This is a genomic window from Streptomyces sp. AC555_RSS877, from assembly GCF_019049245.1.
Lineage (GTDB): Bacteria > Actinomycetota > Actinomycetes > Streptomycetales > Streptomycetaceae > Streptomyces.
The window spans coordinates 39,983-56,491 of record NZ_JAGMUK010000195.1 but is presented as its reverse complement, the minus strand read 5'-3'; the positions used below and the strand labels follow the sequence as shown (position 1 = coordinate 56,491).

Sequence of the window (16,509 nt, the reverse complement as noted above, 5' to 3'; positions counted from 1 at the left end):
AGCCCACGGCCGAACAGGCCGCTCGTACGGCCCCGCGGATCCTTCGGGGGAGTAACGATCCACGGGGCTCCCCCTCAACCTAGGCAGGCGCCTCACCGCGGGGAACGCGAGCAATGACTGAACCGGCTCGGCGCTTCGACCTGCCGATGAACAGGTCGAATGACGTAGGACCACCTCGAACACGCCGGGCTACGATGCTGTGGCCGGGCGCGAGTCGCCTTCGTCTCTCAGCCGGCCGACGCGTACGAGGCACCCGCGGTTTTCGAGCACGTCCGCATCGCACAGCAGGTCTGCGGGGGCGGGTTCTTCGTCGATGTTGAGGAGATCGGTCATGTCCGCGTCGCCGCTCGTGGGGTGGGACGACATCGCCGCCGCGGCGCCGGACGGCCTCGCCGTTCTGGACTGCGTGGGCCGGTTCGTACGGCTGAACCCGGCGGCGGCCGCGCTGCTCCAGGCGGACACGGAGGGCGACCTGCTCGGGGCGCCGTCCCCGTTCACCCTGGTGGAGGGAGCCGCCGAGTGCCGGGCGGGGCTGCTGGAGGTCCGGTCGGACGAGCAGGTGGCCCACTGGGAGCCCGCCTGCGGACCCCGGCGTGAGTTCGCCTACCGGGCCCGCAGTCTGCCGGCCGACCCGAAGTTCACGGTGGTGTCGTTCCGCGACGTCACCGACGAATGGCACCGGCAGCGCAGGATCGCGGCGATCGCCCGGACGTCGATCGCACTGGCCTCGGAGGGTTCGCTCGGCTCGACCCTGGACGCCGTGGCCCAGCAGATCGTCCAGGCGGACGGCCTGGCCGGCGTGCAGATCCTCACCCTCGACAGCACCGGCCGGGAGCTGCGGCTGATGGGCTCCGCGGGGCTGCGCCACTGGGACGGGTTCCTCGACCGTCTGCTGGAGTGCCGTGACCGGGGCGCCCGGCTGTCCATGCTGGACGCCCTGAAGGAACGCAAGCCGATCGTCGTCCCGCACCGGTGGGCCCAGATCCGCGAGGACCCGGCCTGGGAACCGCTGCACGGCTATCTCGGCGAGCTGAACTGGGACTCCTTCGTCAGCGTGCCGTTGATGGCGCGCGGTCGTCCCGAAGGGGTACTGAACGCCTACTTCGCCCCCGGGCAGGAGATCGGTAGCCGGACACTGGAGTTCCTCGCCGCCATGGCGGAACACGCTGCCCTCGCCGTCGACTACGCCACGCTGCTCCAGCGTGAGCGCGAGGGTGCCCGCCGCAACGAGCGTCAGCGCCTCGCCCGCGACCTGCACGACTCGATCGTCCAGCAGGTGTTCTCCATCGGTATGCAGGCCAACGCCGCCGGGGTGCTGGGCGCGCGGGGCGAAGCGGTGCCGGCGGAAGCGGTCCGCGCCTTCGCGGACGAAGTCGGGACTCTCTCGCGAACCGTCCTCGCCGACCTCCGGGCCATGGTGCACGAACTGCGTCCAGCCTCCTCCTCCCTCCGGCTCGGCCTTGAGGACGCGGTGACCACGCTTGTCGAAAGCACCGAGAACCGGACGGGCCTCAGCATCCGGCTGGAGTTCGGACCACAAGTGGACACGGTCGAACCGGAACTGGCCGAGGACATGTACCGGATCGTCGCGGAAGCCATCCACAACGTGGTCAAGCACGCGGAAGCCACCACCGTCACCATCCGCCTCGCCGTACACGACCACACACTGACCGCCGCCATCCGCGACGACGGACGCGGAATCGCGGAATCCGGCGGGCGACGGGCCGCACCGGAGAACGAGGACGGCGAGGCGACCGGTGCCACCGGACACCACGGCTACGGCCTGACGACCATGCGGGAAAGGACAGAGCGATGGGGCGGCACCATGAGGATCAGATCCGACGAGAGGAGCGGCACGACCGTACGGGTCGTGATACCCCTACCGGTACGAGTGCCGGAGTCGCCCCCGGACTCGGAGGGAGCACGGAGCATCCCATCGGCGGTTTCGCTCCCAGAAGCGGAGAACCCCGCCCGGTCCGGGTCCTGATCGTCGACGACCACGCCGTCGTACGCCGCGGAATCCGCGCCTACCTCGAGGTCCTGGACGACATGGAAGTCGCCGCGGAGGCCGCCGACGGCCAGGAGGCACTCACCCGGCTCGACGCGATGGCCGCCCACCGGGAACTGCCAGACGTGGTCCTGATTGACCTGCTCATGCCCAAGATGGACGGGGTGACCGCGATCGGAGCGATCAAGCAGCGCCACCCCGGTCTCCGACTCGTGGTGCTCACCAGCTTCGGAGAGATGGAACGTGTCCACGCGGCACTCGCCCAGGGAGCCGCCGGCTACCTGCTCAAGGACGCCGAAGCGGGCGAAGTGGTCGCCGCGATCCGCGCGGCCGCCCGGGGCGAGGTCTTCCTCGACCCCGCGGTGGCCAGGGGACTCACCCAGGAGATCGTTTCGCCGCCTACCGGGCTCGCCTCGCTCACCAGTCGGGAACGCGACGTCCTTGTCCTGGTCGCCGAAGGACGGTCGAACCAGCAGATCGCCGACGAGTTGGTGATCAGCGAGCGCACCGCCCGCACCCACGTGAGCAACGTCCTGCGCAAACTCCGGCTCACCTCCCGGACCCAGGCCGCGTTGCTCGCGGTGCGGCAAGGACTGGTGTCCCCGAAGGGCTGACCGCCCTGCCGACCGCGACGGATGTCCCGGACGGGCCGGGACACAGGTCGGCCGCAGGTGCCGTCATCAGCGGGATCCTCACGGGCCCAGGCGTTCCTACGCTCAGGGGAGTCGCTCTACCGCCCCAGTTCTGGAGGACAGCATGCTCGACGGCAAAGCCGCCATTGTCACAGGCGCGGGCCGAGGCCTGGGACGTGCCTACGCCCGGGCCATGGCGGCGGCGGGTGCCGCCGTCGTGGTGAACGACCTGGACGCCGACGTGGCCACGGAGACGGTCGACCTGATCACAGCCGCTGGCGGAACGGCCGTGGCCCATGTCGGGGTGGTCGGCAGCGCCGAGTTCGCCGACGCGCTGGTGCGGCGCGCGGTCGACGAGTTCGGCCGGCTCGACGTGATGATCACCAACGCCGGCGCGCTGCGCGACAGGACCCTGCGCAACACCACCGACGACGACTTCGACCTCGTGGTCACCAGCCATCTGCGCGGTACGTTCACCTGCGGCCGCGCGGCGGCGGCCCGCTTCCGCGAACAGGGCGAGGGCGGCCGGCTCATCCTGGTGGGATCACCGGCTGGGCAGCGCGCCAGCTTCGGCCAGACCGCGTACTCGGCATCCAAGGGCGCGATCGTCGCGATGACGCGCACCTGGGCGGTCGAGCTCGCGAAGATCGATGTCACCGTCAACGCCATCGTGCCGACCGCGCTGACCCGCATGGTGGCGACCATGCCCCGGGTCGGTGACCTTGTGGGGAAGGTCGACGCGGGGGAGCCCGTTCCCGACGCCGTGCGGCGGCAGGGTCTGGGATCGCCGGACGACGTCGCCCCGGTGATCGTGTATCTGGCGTCGAAGGAGTCGGCCCACGTCACCGGACAGGCCGTCGCCGCGGGAGGCGACCGGATCGCCCTGTGGACGCACCCCGGTGAGGTCGAGGAGCGGTTCCGGCCCGGCGGCTGGACCGCCGGATCGGTCGCAGAACTGTTCTCCGGCGCCTATGCGGACCGGCTCCAGGACTTCAGGCCCACACCCCTCGAACTGGAAGCCTTTGAGGAGGCGTGACGCGCACGAGGCCCCTCTCTTACGGCCCTCAGGTCCGTACCGGGGGCAGTGGCCGCTCAGGTCTGCGGCACGGCGGCGACGCGGGCGAAATCCGCGCTGATGTCTCCCGCCGTCTGCAACAGCAGCGGCAGATGCTCCTCGACAAGCCGCTCGACCGATGTCTCGGCCGCGTGGCAGTTGACGTTGAGCGCCGCGATGACCTGGCCGGAGCCGTCACGCAACGGGGCCGCGACCGACCGAATGCCGGGCGCCAGCTGCTGGTCCGTCAGCGCCCACCCACGAGCCCGCACCTCGCGCAGGACCGCGTCGCGTTCGCCGGGGTCGGGATGCCAGCACGGCGTCAGCCCCGAGCGCGAGGGTTCGTCGAGCACCTTTTCCAGCTCATCGGCCGTCAGTGCCGCCAGCAGTACCTTTCCCAGAGAGGTCTGCAGTGCCGGGAACCGCGTCCCGATCTGCACCGACAACGTCACCAGCTTCGGGACGGCCACCCGGGAGACGTAGATGATGTCCGATCCATCCAGCTGAGCCACGGAACACGACTCGTCCGTCCGCTCCACCAGCCGCTCCATGTGGGGCCGCGCGATATCCCACAGGCCCATGGAGCGTACGTAGGCGACCCCGAGTTCGAGCACCCTGGGGGTCAGCGCGAACCCTGTTTCGCTCGAGCGGACATAGCCGAGTTCCTCCAGAGTCAGCAGAATCCTGCGGGCGGTCGGCCTGGCGAGCCCGGTGGCGCCGGCGACTTGAGCCAGCGACATCCGCGGCTGCCCCGGCCGGAATGCGGCGATGACCTCCAGCCCCCGGGCCAGCGCCTCGATGAAATCCGGTCCTGCTCCCTGGCGTGGCACGTGACTCCTCGGCTGCGGTGGGGGTGGATCTCTGACCGGTCAGCCTAACGCGTGTCCGTGATGCGGACAGCGGTGTCTGTGAGGCTTCCGCAGCCGAGGGGTTGACACTGCCAAGCGTCCGCAGTGACCCTGACCTCAAATTGTCCGCCATACGGATGGTTGTCCGCTAGACGTCGCAGTCCTTCCTTTCCGCGCTTCTTGATCTTTCCTGGAGAGTCGCATGGCCGAAAGAATCCATTCAGCATCGGCGGGGACCGGGGCGGCGCCCGTCCGGACCGGACTGCTCATCGACGGCAAGACCGTCGAGACCGAGGAGTGGACCGCCGTACACAACCCCGCGGCCCCCGACCTGGTCGTCGGCCACGCAGCCGCGGCGACCCCCGAGCAGGCCCGCGCGGCGGTCGCGGCCGCGGACGCGGCGTTCCCCGCCTGGGCCGCGATGCCCGCCCGCAGACGAGCGGAGATCATCAGTGAGGCGCTCACCCTGCTCGACGGAAGCGAGGCCGAGCGGGCGGCCCTGATGACCCGCGAGAACGGCAAGATCTCCTTCGAGAGCCAGATAGAGATGGGCGTCTTCGTCGCACGCACCCGTGCGGCGATCGACCTCGCCGACTCCCTCGACCAGGTACGGCGCCTCGACGGCCCGCCGCTGACCTCGCACATTCACCGCCTCCCCATGGGCGTGGTCACCGTCATCGTGCCGTTCAACTGGCCGATCGCCATCCTCGGCGCGAGCCTGCCGTACGCGCTGCTCGCCGGGAACACAGCCGTGGTCAAGCCCCCGCCCACCGTGCCGCTGGCCATGGTGCGCACGCTGGAGCTGTTCGCCGCAGGGCTCCCGGCCGGGGTGCTGAACGTCGTGACGGGCAGCAACGAAGCGGTCGCCCCGCTGCTCACCGACCCTCGCGTACGGAAGATCGTCTTCACCGGCAGCACGGCCGCCGGCAAGCACATCATGGCCGCCGCCGCACAGAACCTCGCTTCGGTGACGCTCGAACTCGGCGGCAACGACCCCGCGATCGTCCTCGACGACGCCGCCCTCGACCAGGAGCACATCGGGCGACTGCTCCAGGGAGCATTCCTGACGAGCGGCCAGGTCTGCATGGCCGTCAAGCGGGTGTACGTCCACCGCTCCCGCTACGACGAACTCGTCGACGCGCTCTCCTCCGCCCTCGACACCCAGCGTGTGGGGCCAGGAGACGATCCTGCCTCGACCATGGGCCCCCTCAACAGCGCCGCCCAGCGCGACAAGGTGGCCGCCATGCTCGCCCAGGCGGCCGGAGCCGGAGCCGAGGTGCGCGAACTGGGCACCCTGGCCCCCGGCGCGGCCACGTCCAAGGGCCACTTCCTGCGTCCCACCCTCGTCCTCGACCCGGACCCCGGCCTGCGGATCGTCACCGAGGAACAGTTCGGCCCCGCCCTGCCGATCCTCCCCTTCGACGACGTCGACTCCGTACTGCACCATGTCAACAACGACTGGTCGGGACTGTGCTCCTCGGTCTGGAGCGCCGATGCCGCCCGTGCGGCAGCCCTCGCGGAACGACTGCGTACCGGCACCACCTGGATCAACCACGCCAACGCCGTTGCGTGCGACGACCGGGCTCCGTTCGGCGGCTTCCGGCAGAGCGGTATCGGACGCGAGATGGGCCCCGAGGGTCTGCTCTCCTTCACCGAAGCGCACACCATCACGACGCACGGATAGAAACGGCACGTACGGCTGGACCCCGCCCGCTTCGAGCGGGCGGGGTCCAGCCCTTTTCCGGCCGTACGTCACACCAGCGGCACGGACACCGCGTTGTAAGGGGTGTTCTCATCCCGGTCCGGGGTGGTGAAGCGGGAGTTGGGAAGGTACAGCCGACCCTGGTAGGCGGCGGCCGTAGTGGGCAGGTCGAAGCGGTCATCCCTGATCACCCCGACCGCGGTGCCCCGCGTACCCGACCGGTTGAGCCGGATCACGTCCACCTGGTTGGGGTTGGGCTGGACAACGTAGAGGGTGCGGCCGACCAGCACCAGCCCGTCGCCGCTGGGCAGTGTGGTGTCACCCAGGTCCACCTTGCGGGCCACGCCGGTGCGGGGGTTGACGCGCATCAGCGAACCGCCGTCCGCGGCCGCGTTGGTGACGAGCAGGGCGCTGCCGTCGGGGGTGAGCGAGATGCCGTTGGACGTGAAACCGGACTGCACCCAGTCACCGCTCAACGCGAGGCTCTCCGGGGCGTCGATGCGGCCCTTCCTGCCCAGCGGCAGCTTGAAGAGCTGTGCGCTGAACGACTCGGTGAACCAGGCGGCGTCGCGGGTGAGCAGGACATCGTTGACGAAACTGTTCTCTCCGGCGACGACGTGGTTGGCGAGCAGCGCACCACTGTGGGCGTCGACGACCCGCAGTTCACCACTGCTGCCGCCCGCCAGGAACAGCCGCCCCCAGGAGTCAGCCTTCAGCCCGACCGTCATGCGTCCCAGGCCGCGGTGGACCACCTTGCCCTTGCCATTCGTGAGGTTCACTCGGTACACGCCGCCGGTGGCGATCGATCCGAAGTACGCGTACGGCGCGGAACCGATCGCGACTCCCTCCGGCCCCCAGCCGTTGGGCAGCGAGAACTCCTTGGGCCAGGATCTGGCGGTGCCCGGGGCAGCCTGTGCCGTACCACTGATCAGTGCCGTCGCCCCCAGCGCGATGCCCGCGCCGAGAATCTGCCTGCGTGCGAGAGAACTTGTCATGGATCGTCCTTCCACTGAAACCAAGACGGGCCGCCGGTTCGGCTGGGCGCCTGGGTAAATTCTTGATAGTTCAAGTATTTGGGTCCAGCGACGAATGTCCTGACTCTCTTCGGTCCATCGGACGGAAAGCCGCCGGGGCAGCACGAGCGCGGACCGTTGAGGCGAGCCACTCGACAGCAGGCCGACCTGGCAAGGCCGAACGTCGCGCAGCACCGACTCCGTCCCGGCCGCCCTCGCCGCGTACACCGCTGCCCGCCGCGACCGCACCGACGCCGTCCGCGTCCGCGCCCGCCGGATAGGGCGCCTGGGCGCCCTCAGTAACCCGCTCGCGGTGACGGCCCGCGACCTCACGGTCGTGCCACCCCCGACCGCCTGGCCCTGCGCGGCATGGGCGACCTCTTCAACGGCTTCCGCCTCCCTGGGTAGCAGGAACCCGCGAGCTTCTGCCAAAAGCGGCGCCGCCGATCCCGCCGACGCCTCCGGCAAGCACTGCTGCAAGCCCTGACGTTCCGGTCAGGCTGATGGCCCAGAGCCGGCCGGCGCACACCGAAAAGCCCCCCACCCACGGAGAACCCGCGTTGCGCGAGGCCGTCGACCTGGCCGTCGCCGTGCGGGCGGACTCGTCGGACGCGGCCGTGGTCGCCGAGCTCACCCGGCACTGCGAGGCGGACACCCGGGCTCTGTTGGCGTCGGCGTGCGAGCGGGCCTGCGGTCCGGACGCCGGCCCGGCCCTGATCGCGTTCACCGCGCCGCAGGTGTCGTAGTGGATACGGGATGAGCGGCGTGACGCGGCGCTGTGCGCACTGAGCCGGTCGGAAGGCGGTAGCGGAGGCCGACACCGCGTATGAGGCGTGTCTTCGGCGTCGCGGCCCGCAGGGCGGAAGAGGCTGCCGAGCAGGCCGCGGACAACTGCGGGCTGCTGTACCGCCGTGGGCGTGGGCGCCGCCAGGTCCTCGAGGAGCGGCTGCGGCACACCCGGCGTGTCCGGCCGTCTGAGAGGCTGTGACCATGACGGACATCCCCCTGTGGCGTCGGCCCACCCGCGGCGGTTGGCGCATCGAGGCCGATGAGGCCCGCACCGGCGTCAACGTGGTCGACCCCGCCGGCCGAGTTCGGGCGTACGTCGCCACGGAGCCCGTGCAGCACTTCACGGGCTGGTTCGCCAAGCGGCAGAACGCGGTCATGAGCCGAGCCTTCGAGACGAACGGGCCGTCTCTGCCTGCTCGTGAACCCTCCCAGATCACGCTGCGTCCGCACGACCAGCAGGCCTTCGTCAGCAACGGCACCACCAACGGTCGCCGTCGGGAGAAAGCCGGTCGTGCCCTTGTCTACGGCCGGCGCTACGCGTTCCTTCACACCGGGGGACAGGGCGCCGACGCGATGCGGGACGGCATTCGGATCGCGTCGTTCGTCAAACACGGCTTCCGCCCCCAGGACGGCCACGTCAGCCGCGACGACCACTGTGCCTTGGACGAGATCGACGAACTGGTGCTGACCATCTTCGAGAAGCTCCTGAGGCCCGGACGCCCCGGTGCCGTGTCCGACGTCCTCACCGACTCCAGCTGACGACCGCGCCAGCGCCAGCGCCATTGCTCGAACATCACACCGCCAGCTAGCTCGGAGTACAAGAGAGCGGGCATTTTCACACCTCCAGCGGAGAATCCGAGCGACCGTCATGGCCGCGTCGCTGAAGTCGGCCTCCGCCCGGGTGATACGGCCTCCGTCGACTACCGTGCGCTTGCCAGCCCATGTTCGGGCAAGGCAGAGCCTGCTCGCCCGCATGGTGGAGGTGGTGCTGGAGGTGAGGGCCTGGGCCGCTCTCGCGGCGGGTTCGCCAGCAAGCTGCACCTGAGCGCGGACGGCCGCTGCCGCCCGCTGTCCCCCGGGTCGTCACGCCGGGGCAGCGGGCGGACTGCACTCAGTTCGAGCCTGTGCTGGAGGAAATCCGAGTCGGGCCGGGCAGACCGCCCACAAAGCCCGACAGCCTCGCCGCGGACCAGGCCTATAGCAACGATCGTGGAGCGCCTGGGAGAGGTCGTCCCTGGTGCCGGGCACACCGAGCGGCTGACCGCCCACGATGTTGGCTCAGAAAATCCTGGGGTGTCTGTCCCAGAGCTGCTGCGTTGTGCCGGATGATCCTGCGGATGGCGTGGCTGACGGCCACGTTGAGCAGGATCTGGCCGAGCCGGTCCGGGTAGTGGGTGGTCATGACGTCGATGGGCAACTGCGCGTCCAGCAGGCGGCGGAGGACATGGAGAGCCCGGCCAGGGCTCTTGGCCTGCTGAACTACCAGGAGCCGGGTGAAGTCTGCGTTCGTGGCCAGCGGAACTCGACGGCGAGCCCGCTGCAGTTCGCGGGGTGTGGCCGGCCGAGTCAGCGTGATCTCGACGGCGTGGTGGGGTGTCACGTCCCGTCCGTGGTTCGATCGGCGTTGCTGGGCCGGGCACGCCGGACCAGCGTGGGCAGACGGCTGTGGACGTGCTCATGGTGGAGGAGCGGGTCGAACACCTCCCAGTCCGCCACCGCCATGTCTCCGGCCGTAGGCACGTCGCCGTGCTGCTGACACCGCTGGGCCCGCCAGCGCAACTGCTCTCCGTAGGACAGACCGGAGAGGTTGTATGCGGCCATAACCTCTGCAGGCAGGGTGAGTTGGCCGCAGGCCCTCGTGGCCGGCATCAGGGTCCAGGTCCCGGCGGGTGCGTCCGGGGTGAGCAGCAGATTGCCGCAGCGGTGCCTCCGCCTGGTCTGAGCCACGCACTGGATCTCGTCGACAGGCTGGGCGGCGAGGTAGCGAAGGTACAGGAGCTGCACGATGGGACGGCTCGGGCGGCAGGTGGCTGGGGCCGAATCCTCCGCGTCGGAGGAGGCTGTCGGCCACGGGGTGAAAGTGCCGGCGTCGAGCAAGCGGCGGGTGTTGAGGGCCAAAGCGCGGCGGAGCGGTACCAGTTCGGGCGACCCGGATCCGGCATCGCGGGTGGGGCACACGACGGCATGCGGCAGACGGCACCAGCCTGTGCCGTCGTTCGACGGGTACGCGACGCCCGAGCTGACGTGCCGGCGGCAGGCGACGGGAACGCGTGACGTCGGCAGCTCCCGCGGGTGCAGGCGGATGGGCCGGCCGTCAGCGCGGAGATACCACTCGATCCGGTTGCCGCAGTCACGGCATCGGTCGTTCTGGCCGCAGCGCAGGAGCCGGCTGACGCCGTCGGGCGTGACGCGGAGGGAGCGTTGCGTCCGGACGTCGGTGCCATCCCAGCGGCGTCTCGGAGGCGGAGGTGCGGAGTGCATGTGGCGAACCTGCCAGCCAACACGCCGCAACCGACGTGCCGCTACTGTCATGTCCCTCGGCTAGCCCAACTGGTGGCAACTGGCGTACGAGTTAGCACTCGCGTGTTCGAGCGCGCGTCGCCGGTTTGGGTGATCAGCGAAGGCCCTGCGGGGGGAACTCAGTCCTGGTCTTCCCGGGCGGCTCGTGCCCGCGGCACCGGTTGCCGAGAAGCATGTCCAAGGGGGTGTCCAGGGCGTGAGCGAGGGCGTGCCAGGTCTTCAGGGTGCCGACGGTGCGGCCCTGCTCGATCTCGATAAGGTGCGTCTGGCCAGGCTGGTGTGGGCGGCGAGCTCGTCGCACGTCCACTCTCGCGCCGCCCGCAGGCGCGCCAGCTCCAGGCGTAGCGCGTCGAAGTCCGGATCGGGCGGCAAGATCGTCATCCCACCATTCGGCGGTGCAGAGGTCTGCCCTGTCAGTGCAGACCTCTGCCCTATTTGTGTAGGTGATAGCGAGAGCGGAAGGGCAGATGTCCGCACTACCGTGTGCCGCCGCCCCCTCTCGGCGTAGTGGTCGCCAGCCCCGCTTCATCCCTCGCATCCGCATCCCAGGCGTCGGTAGAGGGCGCGGACTGACCCCTGCGGGGTGGGAGGCCCTTCACCCACATCCCTCCCCCACCTCTCAGGCCCCACGAACGCATGTGCCATACTCGGGCGCCGATCATGGCAAGAAGCGACCGGGGGGCCGTGTGTACGCCGTTTCTCTGGACGCGCCCTATTTGGACACGGATGCGGATCAACTCTGCTTCTCGCTGGACCTGACGGAGCGTCCTGCACTGGCAGAACGTGTGGTGTCGCTCGGCGGGCTGGATGTGCGGCTGCGGCTGCTCGGGGCCTCGCACCAGGTGTTGGCCGGTCCCGTGAGAGAGACGGTGGCCTGTCTGCAAGGCGCGGTGAGGGGTCTGCCCGAGACCTGCACCCGTCATCTGCCGGGCTGGAACTATGCCTTCGGCGCCACCACCCGCCGACTGACTCCCGCAGAGTTCAGTGCCGAGGTGGCGCAGGTCCTCGACCAGGCCACCACCGAGCACAGCCTGTGCGGAGTCTTTCCCGGTTCACCGGAGGCGGTCACCGCGGTGGTCGTCGAAACGGTCGAGGGACCGTACGGCGCCGAGCTCGTCTGGCGCACCTGGCACACGTATCCGCAGAACGGCCAGATCGTATCGACGTACAGCCGGCTGGAGGCCCGATGAACAGCGCCCGACTCGTCCGCACAGCGGTGGCGGCCGTGCTGGCCGCGACCCTGCTCACCGCCTGCTCCAGCGACGGGGACAACGACGCGGTCCCGCGCGAGTGGATCAGGAAGACGTACACCGCGACCGGGGGCGACTGGCTCGACCCCGACAGCACCCCGAGCGAGGTCGCCCAGTCGATCCACTCCAAGCGCGCATCTGCGGATCGTGCCTCCGGCGACAGCATGGAGTTCCTGCGCTACGGCGACGACATGGTCACCGTCTCGCCGCACCGGAGCGGCAGCCTGATCGAGATCGAGGACTACCGCAACGGCTACCGCCGCCACCAGCAGCACCTCACCTCCTGGCCGAACCCGGACAGCGACAGTTTCCGCGGCGGCGGCCCCGGCGAGGGCAAGTAACGCCCGGTGACCGGCCGGGTCACCCCCTCCCCGGCATCCCACGCTCCGCCCGCACAGCAACCTGATCACGCCCCGACCCCGCCCCCAAGAAAGGCAACGCAGTGACCGAGATCTTCGAGTCGACCGGCCAGTCCCTGCTCTACGGAGTCGTGGGCCTCGTCGTGATGGCCGTCGGATTCATAGCCCTCGACCTCGTCACGCCGGGCAAGCTGTACCACGTGGTATGGACCGACCGGAACCGCGGCGCGGCCGTCCTGCTGGGCAGCCAGTCCGTCGCCGTCGGCCTGGTCATCATGAAGGCCATCGAGGCGAGCGAGTCCGAGCAGGGCCTCGGCTACGGCCTGATCAGCACGCTGCTGTACGGCCTGGCCGGGGTGCTGGTGATGACCATCGTCGGCATCGTGATCGGCGTGGTCACGCCGGGCCAGATGGGCGCGGTCGTCCTCGACGACCAGGACAGCCGTCCGCACCCCGCCGCCTGGGTCCAGGCCGGCATGTACCTGGGCACCGGGTTCATGGTCGGCGCGGCGATCTCGTAGCGGCGCCCCTCGATGTGCGCCACCACCGTGCAAGGCCGCGGCACCACCGCGGCGCCCTCCCGCCCCGGGGCCGTCAGGCACACCCGTGGGGCTCGCTTCCTGCTGCTGCTCGCCGTCTTCCTCTGCGCGGCCTGCGGCCTCGTGTACGAGCTGGCACTGACCGCGCTGGGCAGCTACCTCATCGGCAACTCGGTGCTCCAGACCTCCGTGGTGATCTCCGTGATGGTGTGCGCCATGGGGCTCGGCTCCCTCGCCGCCAAACCCATGCGCCACCGCGCGGTGGGCGCGTTCGCGCTCGTGGAGGGCGTGCTGGCGCTGATCGGCGGACTGTCGGTGCTGGTGCTGTACTCGGCGTTCGCCTGGCTCCAGCTGTACACCCCGGCGATGATCCTGGTCGCGGTGGCCGTCGGCATGCTGATCGGCGCCGAGATCCCGCTGCTCATGACCCTGCTCCAGCGGATCAGGAAGCAGGAGGCGGGCAGCGCGGTCGCCGACATGTTCGCCGTCGACTACATCGGCGCGCTCGTCGGTGGCCTGGGCTTCCCGCTGTGGCTCCTGCCGACATTCGGCCAGTTGAAGGGCACGCTGGTGGTCGGCGTGGTCAACGCGGTGGCCGGGGTCATCGTGGTGGTGTTCATCTTCCGCCGGCAGATCCGGCGCTGGGTGCGCAACGCCCTGCTGGCCGGGGTCACCGCGGTCCTGGCCGTGCTCGGTACGACGTACGCGTTCGCCGACGACCTGGAGGTGACCGCGCGCCAGCAGATGTACCGGGACCCGATCATCCACGCGGAGACGACGCCGTACCAGGAGATCGTCGTCACCCGCTCCACCGCCTTCACCGGCGAACCGGACATCCGCCTCTTCCTCAACGGAGATCTCCAGTTCAGCTCCGTCGACGAGTACCGCTACCACGAGTCCCTCGTCCACCCCACCCTCTCCGGCTCCCGCGCCAACGTGCTGATCATGGGCGGCGGCGACGGGCTCGCCCTGCGCGAGGTGCTGCGCTACGACGACGTGCAGCACGTCACCGTCGTGGAACTGGACCCGGCGATGACCCGGCTCGCGCGCGACTTCCAGGCCCTGCGCGACCTTAACGACAAGGCGTTGGACGACCCGAGGGTCAAGGTCGTCAACGCCGACGCCTTCAACTGGTTGCGCGGCGACCGGCAGCGGTACGACGCGGTCGTCATCGACTTCCCCGACCCGGACACGGCGGCGCTGGCCAAGCTGTACTCGGTGGAGTTCTACCACCTGCTCGGCCAGGTCCTGACGCCTCAGAGCAGGGTGATGGTGCAGAGCGGGTCGCCGTTCTTCGCGCCGAAGACGTACTGGTCGATCGCGAAGACGATCGAGACGGCGGGCTACGCGACCACCGAGTTCCAGGTCGACGTACCGAGCTTCGGCAACTGGGGCTTCGTCCTGGCCACCCGGGGCGGCGGCACGTCCTCGCCGCTACGGCTGGCATCAGGTGCCCCGAAACTGCGCTACCTGGACAAGGCGGTCCTGAAGGCCGCCACGGTGTTCCCCGTGGACCGCCGCCGCCAGGACGTACGGCCGAGCACGTTGATGGACCCGGCCGTGCTGGAGTACGTGCTGGACGAGTGGGAGAACTACTGACCGCCCGCGCTCGAAATCATCCGCCTTGTAGGCGGGGACGGGTTCGCGGCAGCGGCTCCTACGACCCTCCAGTCGTCGTCGGCGGCGAGCAGCTCCGCGAGAGCGGACGCGGACGAAACGCTCACCTTCGCTGCAAGAGAACAACCGAGCGGGATAGTTGGTCCTGCGCACGACACTGGGCCACTCTGGCGCTCAGTTCTTGCGCGGAGGCGGTACACGGACGGCCCAGCGGCGGATGCACGAATTTCGGGCGTACCTGTTCCGCTGCGAAGGCAGGCACACGGAAGGCTGATCACCGGATCCTCCGTGAAGCCATCGGGGCCCCTCCCGGGAGCCAGAGCAGGGCGATGCCGTGGTGATCAAATCGTTGCCGCATCGCGTACAACCGCGCACAGTTCTCTCCTGTCCGACATTCAGCCGTGAGGATGAATCTCCGACCGATGCGCCAACGTGCTCGGTCCGGGCTGCAGGGGAAAGGGCGGGCTCGAGGATGGGGACGACGATGTGGAGAGCGGTGGCGGCCGGTGGAGCGGCGATCGTGTTCGCAGGGGTGGCGGCGGTGCCGGCTGGGGCGGCGGAGGGCGGGGTCTCTTTCTCTCGGGTCGCGGTGAACGGCGGGAAGCCGATCGTGATCGGGGTCAAGGAGGAGGTCGAGGTGCGTGCGGTCTTCCGGATGACGACCAAGCTCAAATACGACTACGGGCCGACCGTGTTCCCCTACCGGGGGAAGCCCGACTCTGGGGACACGTTGCACAGCTCCACCATCACCAGCGACTGCAAGGTCGTGGACGTGGCGCAGGGAATCTGCGACTTCGAGGAATGGCTGTACATCGACCCGCGGAACTATGACTTCGGGAACGAGGATGCCGGCACCTGGAAAACTGCTGCTCGGGTCTTTCTCGCCGGCGACGCCCACGACACTGACGACGTGAACCTCCCGTTGCAGGTCAAGCGGGCCACACGCGTCACGGTCAACGCCTCGCCGGAGCAGGTCACGAAAGGGAAGACCATCACGGTGACCGGGCGGGTCACACGGGCGAACTGGGACACCCACACGTACCAAGGCTACGCGGGCCGCACGGTGAGCCTGCAGTTCAAGGCGGCGGGTGCCTCCTCGTACACGACGATCAAGAAAGCGAAATCGAGTGGTACCGGGGCACTCAAGACCACGGTGAAGGCCACCGGGCCGGGGACGTGGCGGTGGACGTACTACGGGAACTCCACCTCCGGAGCGAAGTCGTCGACCGGGGATCACGTCGCCGTGCGATAGGCGGCGTGCGCGGACCGCCACCCTTCCCTAAGCGTCATCATCCGGACCAGCCGGACCGGGATACCTCGTCGACGTGGGGCCGACCTCGCACGGAACTCCCTGTACTCAAAACAGAGTCCGATCCCCTGAGCCGGCGAACCTGACGCCGCTCTGAAGTCCGCTTCCTGCGGAGCGATGTCGGCGCAGAACCCCGAGCGCGCTACCTGGCCAGGCTGGCCAGGTAGCGCGCTCAGTCACGTGTGGTCGGCGGCTGTTCGCGACGGGCGGCGGAGGCGCCGAGACGATCACCTGAGGCGCGTGTGCCAATGCGCGGTAGGCGTCGCCAGGGGGCGTGAAATCTGTTGCCGAACCTGCTCGGCGTGCTGCCCACCCCGGTGAGGAGCAGGATGGTTTCACCGCGGCATGAACGGGGGCCGCCACGACCGGCGCACCGGCGAGAAGCACGACCGGATCGAGGCGTCCTGGCGAGTGCGAGCCCTGAACTCGGGGGCCGAACTTACTCGGACCCCAGAACGAGGTCCTGGTCCTGCGGCAGCGAATCGGCGAGCTCATGGGCAGCTCCGCGACGCCGATGGAATAGTCCCCGGCGAGTCCGTCCAGAGCCGCACCGCGCACCACCCTCCTCGGCCAGCAGGACGACGAGAGGACCATGCCGCTGGACGACTACCTCACCGAGACCGTGGACCTGTTGCGAGAAGAGCCCGACGCCCGGGAGATCGTCGGTGAGCGTGCCAGGTTCTTTCGCGACGCGACGGCGAACGGTACCTACGATGAAGTCCTGGCCCTGCTCAGCGACTACAGCTGCGGCACACCGAATTGACGATGGTCCGCACGCCGGGCGTCAGTGGCGGCGAAGTTCCTTGGACCAGTGAGTGGTGTGCATCGTGAATTCGCCGGTCACGGGTCTGGTGTGAGTGACGACTCGG

At 69.4% G+C, this 16,509-nt stretch carries 16 protein-coding genes and 2 pseudogenes; 13 read left to right on the top strand and 5 right to left on the bottom strand.

Going from position 1 to position 16,509, the window contains the following annotated elements; translation table 11 throughout:
- The first annotated feature begins 331 nt into the window (after positions 1–331).
- The 3 genes from KUM49_RS42025 to KUM49_RS42015 all read left to right on the top strand — a co-directional run bounded on the left by KUM49_RS42025 (position 332) and on the right by KUM49_RS42015 (position 3,676).
- Positions 332–1,987, top strand: a complete 1,656-nt coding sequence (locus tag KUM49_RS42025) for an ATP-binding protein (protein WP_217242216.1) — start codon at positions 332–334, stop codon at positions 1,985–1,987.
- On the top strand, positions 1,936–2,622 hold the full coding sequence (locus KUM49_RS42020) for a response regulator transcription factor (protein WP_217242237.1): 687 nt from the start codon (positions 1,936–1,938) through the stop codon (positions 2,620–2,622). Before KUM49_RS42025 ends, KUM49_RS42020 begins: the two co-directional genes overlap by 52 nt.
- A gap of 142 nt (positions 2,623–2,764) precedes the next feature.
- A complete protein-coding gene (locus KUM49_RS42015; RefSeq protein WP_217242215.1) occupies positions 2,765–3,676 on the top strand; it encodes an SDR family NAD(P)-dependent oxidoreductase in 912 nt (303 codons plus the stop codon).
- A gap of 56 nt (positions 3,677–3,732) precedes the next feature.
- Here KUM49_RS42015 and KUM49_RS42010 read toward each other — a convergent pair whose 3' ends face one another.
- Positions 3,733–4,524: an IclR family transcriptional regulator C-terminal domain-containing protein gene (locus KUM49_RS42010; protein ID WP_217242214.1), complete on the bottom strand. Its 792-nt coding sequence runs from the start codon at positions 4,522–4,524 to the stop codon at positions 3,733–3,735.
- 220 nt (positions 4,525–4,744) lie between these two features.
- Between KUM49_RS42010 and KUM49_RS42005 the strand changes: the two genes are divergently transcribed.
- Positions 4,745–6,226 carry an aldehyde dehydrogenase family protein gene (locus KUM49_RS42005; RefSeq protein ID WP_217242213.1) on the top strand — a complete coding sequence of 494 codons (1,482 nt, stop codon included), beginning with the start codon at positions 4,745–4,747 and terminating at the stop codon, positions 6,224–6,226.
- Between the two features lie 68 nt (positions 6,227–6,294).
- On the opposite strand, the gene KUM49_RS42000 is transcribed toward KUM49_RS42005, so the two are convergent.
- On the bottom strand, positions 6,295–7,239 hold the full coding sequence (locus KUM49_RS42000; protein ID WP_217242212.1) for a superoxide dismutase: 945 nt from the start codon (positions 7,237–7,239) through the stop codon (positions 6,295–6,297).
- Between the two features lie 521 nt (positions 7,240–7,760).
- Between KUM49_RS42000 and KUM49_RS41995 the strand changes: the two genes are divergently transcribed.
- The 3 genes from KUM49_RS41995 to KUM49_RS41985 all read left to right on the top strand — a co-directional run bounded on the left by KUM49_RS41995 (position 7,761) and on the right by KUM49_RS41985 (position 8,805).
- Positions 7,761–8,003, top strand: coding sequence for a hypothetical protein (locus KUM49_RS41995; protein WP_217242211.1), 243 nt, complete (start codon positions 7,761–7,763; stop codon positions 8,001–8,003).
- An 80-nt stretch (positions 8,004–8,083) separates the two neighbouring features.
- Positions 8,084–8,245 carry a hypothetical protein gene (locus KUM49_RS41990; protein WP_217242210.1) on the top strand — a complete coding sequence of 54 codons (162 nt, stop codon included), beginning with the start codon at positions 8,084–8,086 and terminating at the stop codon, positions 8,243–8,245.
- A gap of 2 nt (positions 8,246–8,247) precedes the next feature.
- Positions 8,248–8,805, top strand: coding sequence for a hypothetical protein (locus KUM49_RS41985; RefSeq protein WP_217242209.1), 558 nt, complete (start codon positions 8,248–8,250; stop codon positions 8,803–8,805).
- An 837-nt stretch (positions 8,806–9,642) separates the two neighbouring features.
- Here the strand turns inward: KUM49_RS41985 and KUM49_RS49420 are convergent.
- From KUM49_RS49420 to KUM49_RS41975, 3 genes and pseudogenes are all read right to left on the bottom strand, one after another.
- Positions 9,643–10,050, bottom strand: coding sequence for a hypothetical protein (locus tag KUM49_RS49420; protein WP_254402623.1), 408 nt, complete (start codon positions 10,048–10,050; stop codon positions 9,643–9,645).
- A gap of 144 nt (positions 10,051–10,194) precedes the next feature.
- Positions 10,195–10,527: pseudogene (locus KUM49_RS49415) on the bottom strand (DUF6083 domain-containing protein); the annotation flags it as partial.
- A 133-nt stretch (positions 10,528–10,660) separates the two neighbouring features.
- A pseudogene (locus tag KUM49_RS41975) lies at positions 10,661–10,947 on the bottom strand (helix-turn-helix transcriptional regulator).
- A gap of 305 nt (positions 10,948–11,252) precedes the next feature.
- On the opposite strand from KUM49_RS41975, the gene KUM49_RS41970 reads away from it, so the two are divergent.
- The 6 genes from KUM49_RS41970 (at position 11,253) to KUM49_RS41945 (ending at position 16,403) form a co-directional block, all read left to right on the top strand.
- Positions 11,253–11,756, top strand: a complete 504-nt coding sequence (locus KUM49_RS41970) for a DUF2617 family protein (RefSeq protein ID WP_217242207.1) — start codon at positions 11,253–11,255, stop codon at positions 11,754–11,756.
- Complete coding sequence (locus KUM49_RS41965; protein ID WP_217242206.1) at positions 11,753–12,157, top strand: DUF4247 domain-containing protein; 405 nt, start codon at positions 11,753–11,755, stop codon at positions 12,155–12,157. Before KUM49_RS41970 ends, KUM49_RS41965 begins: the two co-directional genes overlap by 4 nt.
- Before the next feature lie 101 nt (positions 12,158–12,258).
- Positions 12,259–12,696 carry a DUF350 domain-containing protein gene (locus tag KUM49_RS41960; RefSeq protein ID WP_217242205.1) on the top strand — a complete coding sequence of 146 codons (438 nt, stop codon included), beginning with the start codon at positions 12,259–12,261 and terminating at the stop codon, positions 12,694–12,696.
- Positions 12,697–12,708: 12 nt separating this feature from the next.
- The gene (locus KUM49_RS41955; protein ID WP_217242204.1) at positions 12,709–14,313 is read left to right on the top strand and encodes a polyamine aminopropyltransferase; all 1,605 of its coding nucleotides are present in this window, start codon (positions 12,709–12,711) and stop codon (positions 14,311–14,313) included.
- A gap of 502 nt (positions 14,314–14,815) precedes the next feature.
- Positions 14,816–15,583 (top strand): hypothetical protein, encoded by a 768-nt coding sequence (locus tag KUM49_RS41950; RefSeq protein WP_374200272.1) that lies wholly within the window; start codon positions 14,816–14,818, stop codon positions 15,581–15,583.
- 649 nt (positions 15,584–16,232) lie between these two features.
- A complete protein-coding gene (locus tag KUM49_RS41945; protein WP_254402610.1) occupies positions 16,233–16,403 on the top strand; it encodes a hypothetical protein in 171 nt (56 codons plus the stop codon).
- Positions 16,404–16,509 lie beyond the last annotated feature (106 nt).